At 65.3% G+C, this 15102-nt stretch carries 13 protein-coding genes; 9 read left to right on the forward strand and 4 right to left on the reverse strand.

Features of this window, described 5'->3' with window-relative positions; all coding sequences use genetic code 11:
• Window positions 1-12 precede the first annotated feature (12 nt).
• From FFS35_RS07525 to adh, 4 genes are all read right to left on the reverse strand, one after another.
• The gene (locus FFS35_RS07525; RefSeq protein ID WP_137786647.1) at window positions 13-2259 is read right to left on the reverse strand and encodes a NahK/ErcS family hybrid sensor histidine kinase/response regulator; all 2247 of its coding nucleotides are present in this window, start codon (window positions 2257-2259) and stop codon (window positions 13-15) included.
• Window positions 2259-3410 carry an FIST N-terminal domain-containing protein gene (locus FFS35_RS07530; RefSeq protein WP_137786531.1) on the reverse strand — a complete coding sequence of 384 codons (1152 nt, stop codon included), beginning with the start codon at window positions 3408-3410 and terminating at the stop codon, window positions 2259-2261. The genes FFS35_RS07525 and FFS35_RS07530 overlap by 1 nt, the downstream gene beginning before the upstream one ends.
• A 31-nt stretch (window positions 3411-3441) precedes the next feature.
• Window positions 3442-3828: a DUF779 domain-containing protein gene (locus FFS35_RS07535; RefSeq protein WP_137786532.1), complete on the reverse strand. Its 387-nt coding sequence runs from the start codon at window positions 3826-3828 to the stop codon at window positions 3442-3444.
• Between the two features lie 105 nt (window positions 3829-3933).
• Window positions 3934-5454: an aldehyde dehydrogenase gene (gene adh, locus FFS35_RS07540; protein WP_137786533.1), complete on the reverse strand. Its 1521-nt coding sequence runs from the start codon at window positions 5452-5454 to the stop codon at window positions 3934-3936.
• Window positions 5455-5628: 174 nt separating this feature from the next.
• On the opposite strand from adh, the gene FFS35_RS07545 reads away from it, so the two are divergent.
• From FFS35_RS07545 to FFS35_RS07585, 9 genes are all read left to right on the forward strand, one after another.
• Entirely contained in the window at window positions 5629-6072 is a 444-nt protein-coding gene (locus FFS35_RS07545; protein ID WP_137786648.1) for a pseudoazurin, read from the forward strand.
• Window positions 6073-6333: 261 nt separating this feature from the next.
• A complete protein-coding gene (locus FFS35_RS07550) occupies window positions 6334-8661 on the forward strand; it encodes a molybdopterin-dependent oxidoreductase (protein ID WP_137786534.1) in 2328 nt (775 codons plus the stop codon).
• Window positions 8662-8953: 292 nt separating this feature from the next.
• Window positions 8954-9454 (forward strand): helix-turn-helix domain-containing protein, encoded by a 501-nt coding sequence (locus FFS35_RS07555; protein ID WP_137786535.1) that lies wholly within the window; start codon window positions 8954-8956, stop codon window positions 9452-9454.
• The gene (locus tag FFS35_RS07560) at window positions 9451-10041 is read left to right on the forward strand and encodes a 2-hydroxychromene-2-carboxylate isomerase (RefSeq protein WP_137786536.1); all 591 of its coding nucleotides are present in this window, start codon (window positions 9451-9453) and stop codon (window positions 10039-10041) included. Before FFS35_RS07555 ends, FFS35_RS07560 begins: the two co-directional genes overlap by 4 nt.
• Window positions 10038-10736, forward strand: coding sequence for an SDR family NAD(P)-dependent oxidoreductase (locus FFS35_RS07565; RefSeq protein WP_137786537.1), 699 nt, complete (start codon window positions 10038-10040; stop codon window positions 10734-10736). Before FFS35_RS07560 ends, FFS35_RS07565 begins: the two co-directional genes overlap by 4 nt.
• 5 nt (window positions 10737-10741) lie before the next feature.
• Complete coding sequence (locus tag FFS35_RS07570) at window positions 10742-11212, forward strand: PaaI family thioesterase (protein WP_137786538.1); 471 nt, start codon at window positions 10742-10744, stop codon at window positions 11210-11212.
• A 313-nt stretch (window positions 11213-11525) separates the two neighbouring features.
• Window positions 11526-11939, forward strand: coding sequence for a DUF2946 family protein (locus tag FFS35_RS07575; RefSeq protein WP_137786539.1), 414 nt, complete (start codon window positions 11526-11528; stop codon window positions 11937-11939).
• A gap of 84 nt (window positions 11940-12023) precedes the next feature.
• Entirely contained in the window at window positions 12024-14153 is a 2130-nt protein-coding gene (locus FFS35_RS07580; protein ID WP_137786540.1) for a TonB-dependent siderophore receptor, read from the forward strand.
• Entirely contained in the window at window positions 14150-15094 is a 945-nt protein-coding gene (locus FFS35_RS07585) for an alpha/beta hydrolase (protein ID WP_212742182.1), read from the forward strand. Before FFS35_RS07580 ends, FFS35_RS07585 begins: the two co-directional genes overlap by 4 nt.
• The last annotated feature ends 8 nt before the right edge of the window (window positions 15095-15102 follow it).

Raw genomic sequence — 15102 nt, forward strand, 5'->3', positions numbered from 1 at the left:
CAGCGATCCCGCTCAGCTGGTCAGCGCGGTAAGCAGCGCCCGCAACTGGGCCAGTTTCAGTGGTTTGCGCAGGACGTGCAAGCCGATACCGTTCAGCTGGACATGCAGTTCGGGTGTTCGATCCGCCGTCACGATGATAGCAGGGATCGTGACGGGATAGAGCCGCCGAACCGCTTCCACCGCGGCGTCGCCGGTAGCGCCGTTGTCCAGGTGATAATCCGCGATGATCACATCAGGCCGACATAGCGCCGCCGCCGCGATCGCCGGCTCGGTGCCGATGGCGCCGGCAACCGAGCACCCCCAGCCGCGCAGCAACGCGCCCATCCCCTCCAGAATGGCAGTGTCATTGTCGATGACGAGCACGCTCATGCCCTCGAGCTGACCGCGCCGGCGTGGGTCGACAATCGGCCCGCTCTCGGTCCGCCGGGCACCGATCGCCACATGAACGGCGAAGCGCGCACCCTTCCCTCGCGCCGATTCGAGGGTCATGCGATGGCCCAGCATTCGAGTAGCGCGCTGCACGATGGCGAGCCCGAGCCCCATGCCGCGTGCGCCCCCTTCATCCCCGACGCGATGAAATTCCTCAAATATCTTGGCGTGATGTTCCGCCGCGATCCCGCGTCCGGTGTCGACCACCGCGATTTCCAGCATGTCACCCATCGCCGCCGTCGACACCTCGACCGAGCCGTCATCGGTGTAGCGCAAAGCGTTCGATATCAGATTTTGCAGGATACGCCGCAACAGGCGCGGATCGGATCGCACCCACATTCCACTATGTTCGATCCGCAGCGTCAATCCGCGCTGCCGTGCCATCGGCGCGAACTCTGCCTTCATGCTGCGCAGCAGACCATCCAGCGCGAAATCGACCGGCTCCGCGTTGATGGCGCCCGCATCGAGCCGGGATATCTCGAGCAGAGCCTCCAGCAGTTCCTCGACGGAATCGAGCGCGGAACCGGCCTGTCGCACCAGCGCACGGGTTGGCGCCGCGAGGCGACGATCGGCGAGGGCAGCCACGAACAACCGCGCAGCGTTCAGCGGCTGAAGCAGATCATGGCTTGCCGCGGCCAGGAAGCGCGTCTTGGATAGGTTGGCCTGCTCAGCGGCCGTCTTCGCATCTCGCAGCGCGGCCTCGGCCGCGAGCCGCTCGGCATTTTCCTGGCTGAGCGCACGGTTCGCTTCGTGAATGTCAGCCGTGCGTTCGCGGACACGGCGCTCGAGCGTTTCGTTGGCTTCTTCCAGCACGCGCGCGGCACGGATCTGCGCCGTGATGTCGTCGAAGCTCATCACCATGCCGCCGCCGGCCATCGGCGATCGCCGTACCTCCACCACCTTGCCATCGGCATAGTGGCGCCGCCGCACCATTTCCGGCGCGCCAGGTTCCAGCCATCCGAGCGGTTCATCCCGCTCCATCGGCCCGTTCAGCGCGGTGCAGGCCGCGACCAGCCCTGCGTGTGTCATGATAAGCCGGATGCCATCCTGCGGCAGGCCGACCACCGCCAGCAGAGGATCGTTCCAGGCGATCAGGCGGCGAGCGGCATCATATACGCAGACGCCCTGCACAATCGTGTCCAGCGTGGCCTGGAGGATCGCGCTCTTTTCCGCCAGTTCGCGGGCACGCTCCCGCGCATCCTCGGCCTTTACCTCGGTGATATCGGTATAGATGCCGACGATTCCGCCATCGCTCGTCCGCCGCTCGTTGATCTGGACCCAGCGGCCGTCGGCAAGGGCGTGGACATGCCCTCCTCCCGTTGCCATCCGCTGTGCCATGCGTTCCGAAACCCAGCGTTCGGGCGCGACGATGGCCCCCAGCGTGCCGCCGTCCTTGCCGACCAGCGCGGCGATTTCCGCAAAGGTGATGCCCGGCACGATGTGCGGCGCGATCTTCGGCCAGATCCCGAGATAGGCCTGATTGCAGAGCACCAGACGATCGCTGGCGTCGAAGATCGCGAATCCTTCCCGGACACTTTCGATCGCATCGCGCAGCCGCAGCTGCGCGCCATCGGCCGCATCCTTCGCGGTCGCCAGCGCGGCGTTGGTCCGCGCCAGTTCATCCAGCGCCCGTTCGAGCTCGCTGGTCCGCTCCCGCACCTTTGTTTCGAGGCTGATTGCGGTCTCGAAAAGTGAGAAGGCGTTGCCCTGCAGATCGGTCGAGCGCTCCACCCGATCCATCAGCACCGCGTTGATGCGCCTCAGCTTTACGATTTCCGCCTCGAGCTGCGCGACATCCGCCGCGCCCTCATTGATCGCGCGCGCCGCCATCACCGGCCGATCGCCAGCCCGCTGAACGTCTGGTTGACGTGAAGCGCTCGGAATTGCTCGCCATAGGTATTGAAGCCGACGACGCGGCGCTCGACGTATCTGGCGGAAACCGTGCGCGTAAGCTGATGCTGCTCCATTTCCAGCCTGTTCAACACGCAATCGAACGCGACGATGCGATCCACGCCGCCGACCGCCTCGTCGAGCTCGTTGAAAACGCGATCGAGCCCGCCGACGATGTCACGCCCTTCGCCGAGCGTCAGCACCACCCCCTCGTCGATCGCGCAATAGAAGGTGAGGCTCCCGTCGTTATTCGCGGACTGGATCGAGCGGACATAATATTCGCCGCCCGCGCGTACCATCGGCGGCCGCGCGGCGAACACGCCGGGGCCAAGCTGATCGACCGTGACGCCGGTCAACCGCGCATACTCGCTCGCGGCGGGCTCAGCATTGATCTCGTGCACGATGCGCGCCACGGGATCCGCGCTGGTGATCACCATCTTGATCGCGCCGGGCTGATAATGCTGCGATCGGAACAGCCGCATCGGCCGGGTGCTGGAAAGAATGGCGACAAGCGCGGCATCGCGCCGAAACTGCCCCTCGTGGAAGACGAATGTCTCCCGGAAAGCCAGACCATCCCCTGAGGAGCCGCCGATCAGCGGAATATCGCCGAGCGCATCCTGAACCGTGACCGTCAGCATTTCCTCGCGATGGGAAAGGCCATCGACGAGGAAGATCGCCGCGCGGTGCTGGTGATCGCCAAGCCCGCGCGAGCTCTCCGCCGCATTTGCGACAAGCGCGCGGACCGCGCGCCGGGCCTCCGCCGTGTCGAAATCGTCGAGTTGCTCAAATCTTGTCGCGTTCAGCGCGAAGTGGCTGGCGGGAAATCCGATCGCGGTGATCGTCCCCTCCTCCATGCCGTGCGGCGTGATCTCGCCCGAGGAAGTGCAGCCGATCACGATGACGTCTCCGGCAATCGTCGCGATCGCTTCAGCCAGCGTATCGAGCGGGTAGCGGCTGGAGCAGAAGAGCAACGCGCCGGCCAGCGTGCCCGGATCGAGCGAGGCGAAGAGATCCTCTGCGGCGCGGCGCGGATCATCGATGCGGGTGGATGCGATGCGGATCGCTGCATCGCGCACATGATCGTGGGTCATGACCTCATAATGTCACGCCGCTGTTGCGAGGTCACGCACCACGCGCCGGCTCGCCTGCCGCAAGCAAAGCGTCCACCTCGGCATCGCTGAACACGCGGCTCCGCACGATGAAACGAACGCCCTCCGGCCCTTCCAGCGAGAAGCCTGCGCCCCGGCCCGGAACCACGTCGATCGTCACCTGCGTATGGCGCCAGTACTCGAATTGCGCCGCTCCGATCCAGACGGGTACGCTGTCGGCGATGTGCCCGAGCAGCACATCCTGCCCCCCTACCCTGAACTCACCAGCCGGGTAGCACATCGGGGCGGACCCATCGCAACAGCCGCCAGACTGATGAAACATCAGCGGGCCATGCGTCGCGGCCAGCCGTGCGATCAGCGCATCCGCTGCTGGCGTCGAAAGGATTCGTGCTGGCGTCATGGCTCGATCTCCGATGGAAAAGGCGGCGGGCCCAAAGAGGGGCCCGCCGCAGGCAGACAGTTCGGAGAGGATTGAGGAACTGCCCGATCCCGCAGGTTCGAAAGATCAGAAGAAGCCGAGCGCCTTCGGGCTGTAGCTGACCAGCAAATTCTTGGTCTGCTGATAATGATCGAGCATCATCCGGTGGTTTTCGCGCCCGATGCCGGACTGCTTGTAGCCGCCGAATGCAGCATGCGCGGGATAATGATGATAGCAGTTGGTCCACACGCGGCCGGCCTGGATACCCCGCCCGGTGCGATAGGCGCGCGTTCCGTCGCGCGTCCATACGCCGGCGCCGAGGCCGTAGAGCGTGTCGTTCGCGATCTCCAGCGCATGCGCCTCGTCACGGAAGGTCGTGACGGCGAGAACGGGTCCGAAAATCTCCTCCTGGAACACCCGCATCTTGTTGTGGCCTTCGAGAACGGTGGGCTCGACGTAATAGCCCTCGGCGAATTCGCCCTCGTGCCGTTTCCGCTGGCCGCCGGTCAGCACCTTTGCGCCCTCCGCGCGGCCGATATCGATGTACGAAAGGATCTTCTCGAGCTGATCGTTCGACGCCTGCGCGCCCACCATCGTGGCCGGATCGAGCGGCGATCCCAGCTTGATCGCCTCGACCCGCTTGATCGCGCGTTCCATGAACCGGTCGTAGATCGATTCCTGGATCAGCGCGCGGCTGGGGCAGGTGCAAACCTCGCCCTGATTAAGCGCGAACATCGCAAAACCTTCGAGCGCCTTGTCGAAGAAATCGTCATCCGCGTCCATGATATCGGCAAAGAAGATATTCGGGGACTTGCCCCCAAGTTCGAGCGTCACGGGGATGAGATTTTCGGTCGCATATTGCATGATGAGGCGGCCGGTGGTCGTTTCGCCGGTGAAGGCGATCTTGGCGATGCGCTTGTTCTGCGCGAGCGGCTTGCCCGCCTCCACACCGAAGCCGTTGACGACGTTGAGCACGCCAGGCGGCAGCAGATCGCCGATGATGTCGACAAGCACCATGATCGACATTGGCGTCTGCTCGGCGGGCTTCAGCACGACGCAATTGCCCGCCGCCAGCGCCGGCGCCAGCTTCCACACTGCCATCAGGATCGGAAAGTTCCAGGGGATGATCTGCCCGACGACACCCAGCGGCTCATGAAAATGATAAGCCACAGTATCGTGGTCGAGCTCGGAAAGGCTGCCTTCCTGCGCCCGGATGCAACCGGCAAAATAGCGGAAATGATCGATCGCGAGCGGCAGATCGGCGTTGGTGGTTTCCCGGATCGGCTTACCGTTGTCGATCGTCTCGACCATCGCGAGCAGGCTCAGCCGCTCTTCCATGCGATCCGCTATCCGGTTCAGGACAAGGGCACGCTCGGCGGCAGATGTGCGGCCCCAGGCGTCCTTCGCGGCGTGCGCGGCATCAAGCGCCAGTTCGATATCTTCGGCGGTGCCGCGCGCTACCTCGCAGATGTTCTGTCCAGTAACGGGCGAGGGATTATCGAAATACTGCCCGCGAACCGGGGCTACCCATGCTCCGCCGATGTAATTGTCATATCGCGGCCTGATCACGACATCGCTCTTCAACGCTTCCAGTGCGCGGCGCAGCATCTCTCTCTCCTCATGGCGACACGGTTCAGGGATCACCCTACCGGCGTCGATACAGGACGCACCCTGCGGCGGACTGCCGAGGGGCGCCATTGTACCAAAGGCCAATTGCAAACCGCCGCGTCGGGGAGATGGTCGCAGCAGGTGAACGGAATATCCGTCACCCTGGAGATTGTAATGCAGCGTACCGTGCTCACCGCCACCGGCCTGGCGCTCGCCGCGATTGTCGCGACGCCCGCAGCCGCAAAAGACGTTATCGTCCACATGAAGAATACCGGCGCCGCCGGCGCCATGGTGTTCGAGCCAGCCTTCGTCATTGCCGCGCCGGGCGACACGGTACGATTCCTGCCCTCCGACCCGAGCCACAACGCGGAAACCATTCCCACGATGCTCCCCGCCGGGGTCGCCCCCACGAAAGGCGAGATCAACAAGGAGTTCGTGCTGAAGGTAACGACGCCGGGGATCTATGGAATCAAATGCCAGCCGCACTTCCCCATGGGCATGGTGGCGCTGGTGCAGGTGGGCAACGGGCCATCGGCCAATCTTGCCGCGGCCAAGGCTGTAAAGCTGCCGCCTTTTGCAGCGAAACGCATGACGCCGCTGCTGGAGAAGGCCAAATAACAGAACGCTTCAGCCGGTTGGCGCGCGGGATCATGCCGGCCGCCCCTGCCCTCACCGGCGCATGGGTTTCGCCAAAAGCGTGGCGATCGAGGGCAGGCCCGCCTCCGTCGACGACATTGACTCAGTCGAAATCGAACGATACTTCAGATATTGAAGTCAGTTGAGTTGATTGCCACTGTTTATCGTGGCTTCGGCGATGATTGACCAAGTCAAACGACGATCCCGGGTTATCGGGCAGCATGATGATCTTAGGAGCGGGAAATGCCTGAGCTGAAGAAATCGGCGTGCATCCTGTGCTACATAAACTGCGGCATCGAAGCCGAGGTGGCCGATGGAAAGATCGTCAAAGTGCGTGGCGATGCGGACAATCCGAAATCCAAGGGCTATATTTGCCAGAAGGCGGCGCGCCTGCCCTTCTACAACAACACCCGAGGCCTGAGGCTTACCAAGCCGCTGCGCAAGAACAAGGCCGGCGGCTTCGACGAGATAGAATGGGACGTGGCGATCGAGGAGATCGCAGCGCGCCTGAACGCCCATCGCGCGGCGCATCCCGGGCATGGCTTCGGCTATGTCGGCGGCGGCGGTCAGGGCAACGTGCTGGGTGGACCGTTCGGGCAGGCGCTGTGTGCCGTCATGGGCAAAGGGCCATATTTCAACGCGCTGTCGCAGGAAAAGACCGGTGACTTCTGGGTGAACGGCCGGCTCTTCGGTTCGCAGGCCTGCCACACCGCCGAAGACGTCCACCATGCCGAGCTTACCGTGGTGCTGGGCTGCAATCCGTGGATGGCGCACGGCTTCCCCCGCGCGAGGGATGCCATGTCCGCCATCAAGCGCGACGATTCCCGCAAGTTGATCGTGATCGATCCACGCCGGACCGAGGTGGCCGATATCGCGGATCTGCATCTCGCGCTGCGCCCCGGCACCGACGCATTTCTGCTCGCCGCGCTATTGGCGATGATCGTGCGCCGGGGCGGCGCCGATGAGCATTTCCTGCAGGAGCATGCAACCGGCTGGGACGAAGTCCGGGCGATGCTGCTCGACGTGCCGGTCGATGCGTGGCTGGAAGCGGCCCAGATCGATCGCGCCCAGGCCGAAGCGGCGGCCGACATGATTGTTGCGGCGGAATCGATGTCGGTTCGTGTCGACGTTGGCATGCAGCAGGCGCGCAATTCCACCCTCAATTCCTATTTCGAGAAGCTGCTGTTTCTCGTGACGGGGAATTTCGCGCGGCGCGGGTGCAACGGGCTGCACTCCTGGCTGGCACCGATGTGGCGCAATTCGCCGCCCGCCGAAATCGACGAAGCCACCGGTCAGGTGCGGATCGGCGGCATATCCCCGCTGAACGATCTGCCGACACTGATCGAGGCCGATCACGATCATCGCATCCGCACGATGGTGGTGGATTCGAGCAATCCCGCGAACACCGCGTCGAACACCGCGTTTGTCGAGAAAGCCCTGTCCAGCCTGGACATGCTTGTGGTGATCGAAGTCGCGATGACCGAAACGGCACGACTGGCGGATTACGTGCTGCCTGCCGCCAACCAGTTCGAGAAATGCGAAACGACGCTCTTCTCGTTCGATTACCCGGAAAACACCTTTCACCTGCGGAGACCGCTCTTCGCGCCCCTGCCGGGAACGCTGCCGGAGCCGGAAATCTACGTCCGCCTGCTGCGCGCGATGGGGGTCATGCCGCCACAGGACAAGATCGACGCCCTGCGCGCGGTGGCGACGAACGACCGTCCGGCATTCGGCGCTGCGCTTGCCGGGCTGATGCGGGAGAACCCCGCCTATCGAAAGATCGGCGCGGCAATCTTGTATGAAACGCTGGGCCAGACGCTTCCGGCCGGTCTTGAGGCTGGCGCTGTGTTCTGGTCAGCGGCGCACCAGTGCGCTGCGGAGCACGCGGTCGCCGTGAAGCGGGCCGGAATCGACGGCGAAGGTGCGGCGCTGGGCGAGGCAATTTTCACCAAGATCATGGAAAGCCCTTCGGGCTTCGTCTTTTCCGAGCACGAATATGATGAAGTGCTTGGCTTGATCCGCCATGCCGATGGCAAGATCCACCTCGCCATCCCCGAAATGCTGGAATGGGTGGACCGGCTGGATCCCGCCCAGGTGGCGCCCGATCCCGCCTTTCCATTCATGCTGATCGGCGGCCAGCGTCGCCACTACAACGCCAATCAGGTGATCCGCGATCCGCGCTGGCGGAAGAACGATCCGAACGGCGCGCTTCAGATGCATCCCCACGACCTTGCACGTGTCGGTGGAAATCCCGGCGACTGGATGGCGGTATCGACGATTACGGGACGGGTAGTCGTGCGCGTGGAAACCGACGAGCGCCTGCGGATCGGCCAGGTCGCGCTACCGCACGGCTACGGCCAGATCTACGATACCGTCCGCGGCGCGGTGACGATCGGACCGCGGCTCAACATGCTGACCACCACCGACGATTGTGATCCGATTGCCCGAACGCCGTATCACAAGAACGTGGCCGTCCAAGTAGAGCTGCCGACCGCCCAGGAACTGCGCGATCAGGAAGAGCAGGACGTTCGACGCTCCCTGCTTGCTGAAGCGCTGGTTGCGAGCGGCTGACCGACGGCGCCTGGATCAGGACAGGCTGCGCGCGGACGGCTTCGTCCAGTCACGTCTGCGCTTTGCCGGCCTCGGGGAACTGAACGGCCAGCTCCAGGCCGGGTGTCGGCGGTGGGCCAGGAGGGTTCCTTTTGCACGCCGGCAGAGCCGCCCTTATTGGACGCCGAGCGACACCTCAATGCGTCGACCGGTCGTGCAGCGCCTTGTAATCACGCGGGCGACAATAAAATGAACTTGCGTCCGCTCTTCACCGACTATACTTCAATCATTGAAGTAACAAATGAGCACGCTGATGAGGTCCAAATCCTTTGCCGGGATGCGCTGCTCGATCGCGGGCGCGCTCGAACTGATCGGGGATCGCTGGGGGCTGCTGGTGATCCGCGACCTGTCGCTTGGCCTGAGCCGCTACGAAGATCTTCGGGCCAGCACAGGCATTCCCGCCGCGACGCTGGCGGCGCGGCTTAGGCATCTCGAAGCCGGAGGGATCGTCGAACGCGCCCGCTATCAAGATCGGCCACCGCGCGACGACTATCACCTGACACCCAAGGGCCGCGACCTGTGGAAGGTCAGCGTCGCCTTGCGTGAATGGGGCGATCGCTGGGATGCCACCGGGTACGGCCAGCCGACTGTCGAAACCGTCGATCGCGACACCGGGCGACCGCTCAGGCTGGCGCTGGTCGATGCCGATACCGGCGTCGCGGTGCCCCCGGGACGCGCCCGGCTTCGTCCTGGCCCTGGTGCCGACGACACCGTCCGTCGCCTTCTAGACCCCGCGAATGGAGCCACGTCATGACGAAGCACGTCGACTTCTTCTACGATTTTCGCAGCCCTTACAGCTACCTCGCCTTCACCCAATTGTCGGCAATGGGCGTGGGGATCGACTTCTACCCGATGAAGATCCTGGCGGTCATGGAGCGGGTCGGCAACGTGCCGACCACGATCACCTGCGCCGCCAAGGGCCGCTACGCGAGAATGGATCTGGCGCGCTGGGCGCAGCGCTACGGCCTGACGTTCGACCCGTCGGACATGCGCGCGAACGATGGCGATGCCTGTTCGCGCGCCGTCCTCGCCGCTGCGCCGCAGGATCGCGCCGCGGTGACGCTGGCGCTGTATCGCGCAATCTGGAGCGAAGGCAAAACGCTGGCCAGTTCCGACGACGTCGTCGCCGCGATTGCCGCCGCCGGGATCGACACCGCCACGATCGCGGCAAGCATCGACGCGCCGGACGTGGTGGCGCGGCTCGACGCGAATACCGACGAGGCGGTGGCGCGCGGGGTGTTCGGATCGCCCAGCATCTTCGTCGGCGACACGATGTTCTTCGGCAACGATCGGCTCGATTTCGTGCGCGAGGCGCTCGCTCGGCAAAAGGAAGCAGCATGACCGACACCGCAAAGCCGCTCGCGCTCGTCACCGGGGTCGGCCCCGGCACCGGCGCCTCGATCGCGCGTCGCTTCAGCGCGGGCGGCTATCGGGTCGCGATGCTCGCCCGCGACACCGACCGGCTCGCCGCGCTGGAGGCGGAGATCGCGGATTCGATCGGCATCGCCTGCGACGTCGGCGATCCCGCCGCGCTGGCACGTGTCATCGATCAGGTCGGCAATCCGAAGATCGTGGTCCACAACGCGGTCGGCGGCGCCTTCGGCACGTTCGAGAAGGTGGCGGCCGAGACGCTTCAGCGCAATTTCGAGATCAACACGATGGCGCTGTTCCACCTCGCCCGGCTGACCGCCCCGGCCATGGTCGCGGCGGGCGAAGGCGCGATCATCGTCACCGGCAACACCTCGGCGCAGCGTGGCAAGGCGGCGTTCGCGGGCTTCGCGCCGACCAAGGCGGCGCAGCGCATCCTGGCCGAATCGCTGGCGCGCGACCTGGGGCCGAAGGGCGTTCACGTCGCCTACCTCATCATCGACGCCGCGATCGACGTGCCGTGGCAGCGCGAGATGCAGCCAGACCGGCCTGACGACTTCTTTATCTCGCCCGCATCGATCGCGGACGAGGTCCACCATCTGGCGCACCAGCCGCGCGACGCCTGGTCGTTCCTCGCCGAGGTGCGCCCCTTCCACGAGCCATGGTGAGTGCGATGACTGATCATGACGAAGGGCCGGACGGGCTCGCGCAATTGCAGGCGATGCTGGCCGGCGGACTCAAGGCGCCGATCGGCGATACGCTCGGCTTCGAGCTTGCCGAGGTCGAGCGCGGGCGCGTGGTGTTCGAGGGCAAGCCCGATCGCAGCGTCTACAACCCGCTGGGATCGGTCCACGGCGGCTATGCCGCGACCCTGCTCGACAGCGCCTGCGGGATCGCGACACACAGCGCGCTCGGCGCGAACCGCGGACATACGACGCTGGAACTGAAAGTGTCGTATCTGCGCGCGCTCAGCGAGGACAGCGGCACGGTCCGCGCGACGGGGCGCACCATCTCGGTCGGCCGCCGCGTCGCCTTCGCCGAGGCCGAACTGCACGACGGCGAGGGCCGGCTGTGTGCGACCGCGACGTCGACGCTGCTCGTCTTCGATGTCGCGCCGTCTGCGCGTGGCGCGCTGCAATCCTGATACGGGAGATACCGGCAGGCGCCGGCGTCCGGGTCTTCCAATCGACCGCGACAGGAATGGATCGCGCGCCGGCGGCTCTCCCCGCGATCGTTGGGCGCAGTGACGCCGCCCGTGCGGCTATGCTCAAGGTTGACGAGGTACGGCAGCGGCTCACCTGACGCCGAGTTCCACGGGCGCATGACGCCTGTGAACGCCGAGCCGAAGCTCTGCTACGAGCGCCTCCTCGCCTCCGGGCGGAGGAAGGACGGAAAGACGGCGTTGCGGGACAGAATGCCCCGGTGACATAACGGGCCGATGCGGATAAGCGCTCCTCGTGCACGCCGTTCGGCATCTCCTCGCGCAACGCCATCTCGCTGTCCTGATCTGCGCGGCGGCGCTGTTGCTGAAGCTGCTGGTGCCCACCGGCTACATGATCGACAATGCGTCCGGGCATGTCGCCATCACCATCTGTTCGGGCTTCGGTCCCGCGACGACGATGATGATGGACATGCCGGGAATGCACGGCGACATGCCCGATCACGGCAAGTCGAACGATCACGGCAAAGCCGAGCTCCCCTGCGCCTTCGCGGGCCTGTCTGCCGCCATGACGGACGCGATCGATCCGATCCAGCTTGCCGCCCTGATCGTCTTCATCCTGGCGCTGGGCCTGGTCTCGCGCATCCTGCCCGCGCCGTCGCAATCGCCCTATCTGCGCCCCCCGTTACGAGGACCACCGGCCTACCTCTAATCCGTCATCCAGCGCTGCTTCATTCAGCGTGACCATCATTTGCGGCCCATGCCTTCGGCGTCGGGCCGGTCAGGGGTAATACCGATGATCCGAATACACCTTCTGGCGGGTGCCGCTGCGCCCTGCCTGTTGCTGGCGATGCCGGCTGCCGCACAGATGCAGAACTCTTCTTCCACAACTTCAGATGTCGCGACGGCGCAGAGCTGGACCGGCGACGTCATCGTCACGGGCGCACGTGACGGCTATTCCGCTCCGGAGACGAGCGCCGCGACGCGCACCGACACGCCGCTGATCCAGGTGCCGCAGTCGGTACAGGTGCTGACCCGCACGTTGATCCAGGAACAGGATCGCCGCACGCTGGGCGACGCCTTGGTCAACGTCTCGGGCGTCACGCCGACGCGATCCGACGAGGTGCTGTTCATCCCGCCGATCGTCCGCGGCTTCCCGGCCGAGGTGTACCTCGACGGGCTGTCGGTCTTTGGCGGCAACCAGCAGGCCTATGATCCCAACAGCCTCGTCGGCATCGAGCGGGTCGACGTTCTGAAAGGTCCGACCGCGACGCTCTATGGAGGCGGCATCGGCACACCGCTGGGCGGGGTCATCAACCTCGAAAGCGTCCGGCCGAACGACAGGCCGGGTGGCTATCTGGCGCTGCGCGCCGGCAGCTTCTCGACCTGGAACCCCTATGGCGACATCAATGTGCCGCTGGCCGAGGGGATCGCGGCACGGGTCACGGGCGAATATCAGCGCAATGATAGCTGGATCGACAAGGTGCATGGCAACCGCTGGTCGGTGCAGCCCAGCCTGTCGTTTCAGATCGACCCGGCGACCGATCTGCTGCTCCAGGGGCAGTTCAGCCGGCGCAGCAATCTCGAATATTCCGGTCTGCCCGCCGATGCGGCGCTGGCCGGCACGATCCGGCGCGACGCCTTCCCCGGCTCGCCGATCGATCAGCCGCTGACGACGAACGACATCCGCATGGGGCAGGCGACGCTGCGCCACGCCTTCTCGGATCGCCTGAAGCTGACGGTGAGCGGCCGCTACTATTCGAGCAAGATCAATGAACAGGGGAGCTTCGTCTATCCGGGCCTGTTACCGACCGGAACGGTCGCGCCGCTCTACGACGTTTTCCCGATCACGATGCGAAACCGCACGAAAGAGGCGACCGTCGATGCCAACCTGACTTACGACGCTGATCTACTTGGCGGCACGCACAAGCTGCTCCTCGGGGCCAATTATGACTGGACCAGCTTCTACAGCGCGATGGGTCTGTTCGTCAGCGACAGCCCGTCGGGCACGATCGACCTGTCGAATCCCAGCTATGATCTGAGCTACACCCCGCAGCTTCCGGTCAACTCCTACACGGACGATCGCTTCACGACTTTCGCCGGTTACATCCAGGACCAGGCCACCTACGGCCCGCTCCACCTGACCGGGGGCTTGCGCCTGACGTCGCTCAAATTTGTCGAGAACAGCAACATTGGCGTCGCCAACGACAAGACCTACACACACCTCTCGCCCCGGATCGGCGCCACGCTAGACGTGGTGAAGGGTGTCGCGCTGTTCGCGGGTTATGCGACGGCGTTCCGCGCGCCGTTCGGCTTCATCGGTACGAAGGCGCCCGTGCCGGAGACGTCGAGCAACATCGAGGGCGGCGTGAAACTGGCACTGGCCGGCACCGGCCTGTCCGGCACGGTCGCCGTGTTCCGGCAGACCCACGACAACGTCGTCACCGGCGATCCGGCCAATGTCGGCTTCTACGTTCAGAGCGGGCGGCAACGCGCGCGCGGCGTCGAGGTGGACATGGTGTGGGAGCCGACGCCCGCCTTCTCGCTCCTTGCCAACTACGCCTACACCGAAACCCGCGACGATGGTGTTGCTCCAGGCGATAGGCTCTACCGTGTGCCCAAGAGCAGCGGGCGTATCGCGGCGCGCTACCGAGTACTGCGCGGCCCGGCCAAGGGCTTCGCGGTCGGCGCAGGCATCAGCGCCTTCACCTCGCGCGAGCTGACGCTGCCCAATACGATCGCAGTGCCCGGCTATGCCGCGATCGACGCTCAGGCGTCCTACGACATCGGCCGGTTCACGCTGGGCGCGTCCGTGGTCAACCTCGGCAACCGGCGAGCTTTCGATCCCTATTCCTACCTCGGCTATCCGGTCGTCGCGCCCAACCAGCCCCGTTCGGCCTATGTGACGCTCAAGGTGCGGATATGAGCGTGGCGCGCCTCGTATGGTGCTCGATCGCCCTCGCAAGCCTGACCATGACGGCCGTATCTTCGGCGACGACCGCCAGCGCACAGTCGCTGGTGGCCCGCGGGGCGGTCATCCCGCTGTACCCGAAAGGCAACGTGTCCTCGCTCGGCGTACCCGAGAAGCGGGATCGGCTGCCGAACGGCGAGACGATGATCTACGACGTAAGCGAGCCGACGCTGGAGCTGTATCAACCCGCACCCGGTCGCGCGAACGGCACCGCCGTGATCGTCGCGCCGGGAGGCGGCTTCGTGGCGCTGGGCTACACGTTCGGCGGGACTGAGGTCGCGCGGGCGCTGGCGGCACGCGGCATCACCGCATTCGTGCTGAAATACCGCACGATCCGCAGCGGCGACGGGCCGATGCGGATGCCCGACGTCCACATGAAGGAGATGGGCGTCGTCATGTCGCGGGCGAGGACCGGCGAGCCGGTCGAAATGCCGCGCTTTGCCGGTGAGCCGCACGCGGTCGAGGACGGCGTGCGGGCGATGACGATCGTCCGGCAACGGGCTTCCGAATGGGGCATCGACCCCCATCGCATCGGCATCATCGGCTTCTCGGCCGGGGCCTATCTCGCGGCTGATCTGGCGATCGGCGATGCAGCCTCGCGCCCGGACTTCGTCGGCCTGATCTATGGTGGCCTGCGCACGCCGGTGCCTGCTGAAGCGCCCCCTGCATTCATCGCCGGAGCGGCCGACGACGAGTATCAGCCTAACGATCCGGTGCTGCTCTACCAGGCATGGCGGAAGGCGGGGGCAGCGGCGGAGCTGCACCTGTATGAGCGCGGCGGGCATGGGTTCGACCTGCGCCGCCAGGGCATCACAAGCGACCACTGGTTCGACCAGCTCATCTCGTGGATGCAGTCTCGCCGGCTTGCGTCATCACCGCGCCCGCAGGCGAAATAGGCCTGCCG

The sequence above is a fragment of the Sphingomonas sp. 3P27F8 genome, assembly GCF_005502745.1.
Taxonomy (GTDB): domain Bacteria; phylum Pseudomonadota; class Alphaproteobacteria; order Sphingomonadales; family Sphingomonadaceae; genus Sphingomonas.

Coding starts and splice junctions, on each gene's coding strand:
- FFS35_RS07560 (WP_137786536.1), top strand. CDS start 9,451: ATGACGAAGCACGTCGACTTCTTCTACGATTTTCGCAGCCCTTACAGC.
- FFS35_RS07555 (WP_137786535.1), top strand. CDS start 8,954: ATGAGGTCCAAATCCTTTGCCGGGATGCGCTGCTCGATCGCGGGCGCG.
- FFS35_RS07535 (WP_137786532.1), bottom strand. CDS start 3,828: ATGACGCCAGCACGAATCCTTTCGACGCCAGCAGCGGATGCGCTGATC.
- FFS35_RS07565 (WP_137786537.1), top strand. CDS start 10,038: ATGACCGACACCGCAAAGCCGCTCGCGCTCGTCACCGGGGTCGGCCCC.
- adh (WP_137786533.1), bottom strand. CDS start 5,454: ATGCTGCGCCGCGCACTGGAAGCGTTGAAGAGCGATGTCGTGATCAGG.
- FFS35_RS07530 (WP_137786531.1), bottom strand. CDS start 3,410: ATGACCCACGATCATGTGCGCGATGCAGCGATCCGCATCGCATCCACC.
- FFS35_RS07580 (WP_137786540.1), top strand. CDS start 12,024: ATGATCCGAATACACCTTCTGGCGGGTGCCGCTGCGCCCTGCCTGTTG.
- FFS35_RS07545 (WP_137786648.1), top strand. CDS start 5,629: ATGCAGCGTACCGTGCTCACCGCCACCGGCCTGGCGCTCGCCGCGATT.
- FFS35_RS07525 (WP_137786647.1), bottom strand. CDS start 2,259: ATGGCGGCGCGCGCGATCAATGAGGGCGCGGCGGATGTCGCGCAGCTC.
- FFS35_RS07550 (WP_137786534.1), top strand. CDS start 6,334: ATGCCTGAGCTGAAGAAATCGGCGTGCATCCTGTGCTACATAAACTGC.
- FFS35_RS07585 (WP_212742182.1), top strand. CDS start 14,150: ATGAGCGTGGCGCGCCTCGTATGGTGCTCGATCGCCCTCGCAAGCCTG.
- FFS35_RS07570 (WP_137786538.1), top strand. CDS start 10,742: ATGACTGATCATGACGAAGGGCCGGACGGGCTCGCGCAATTGCAGGCG.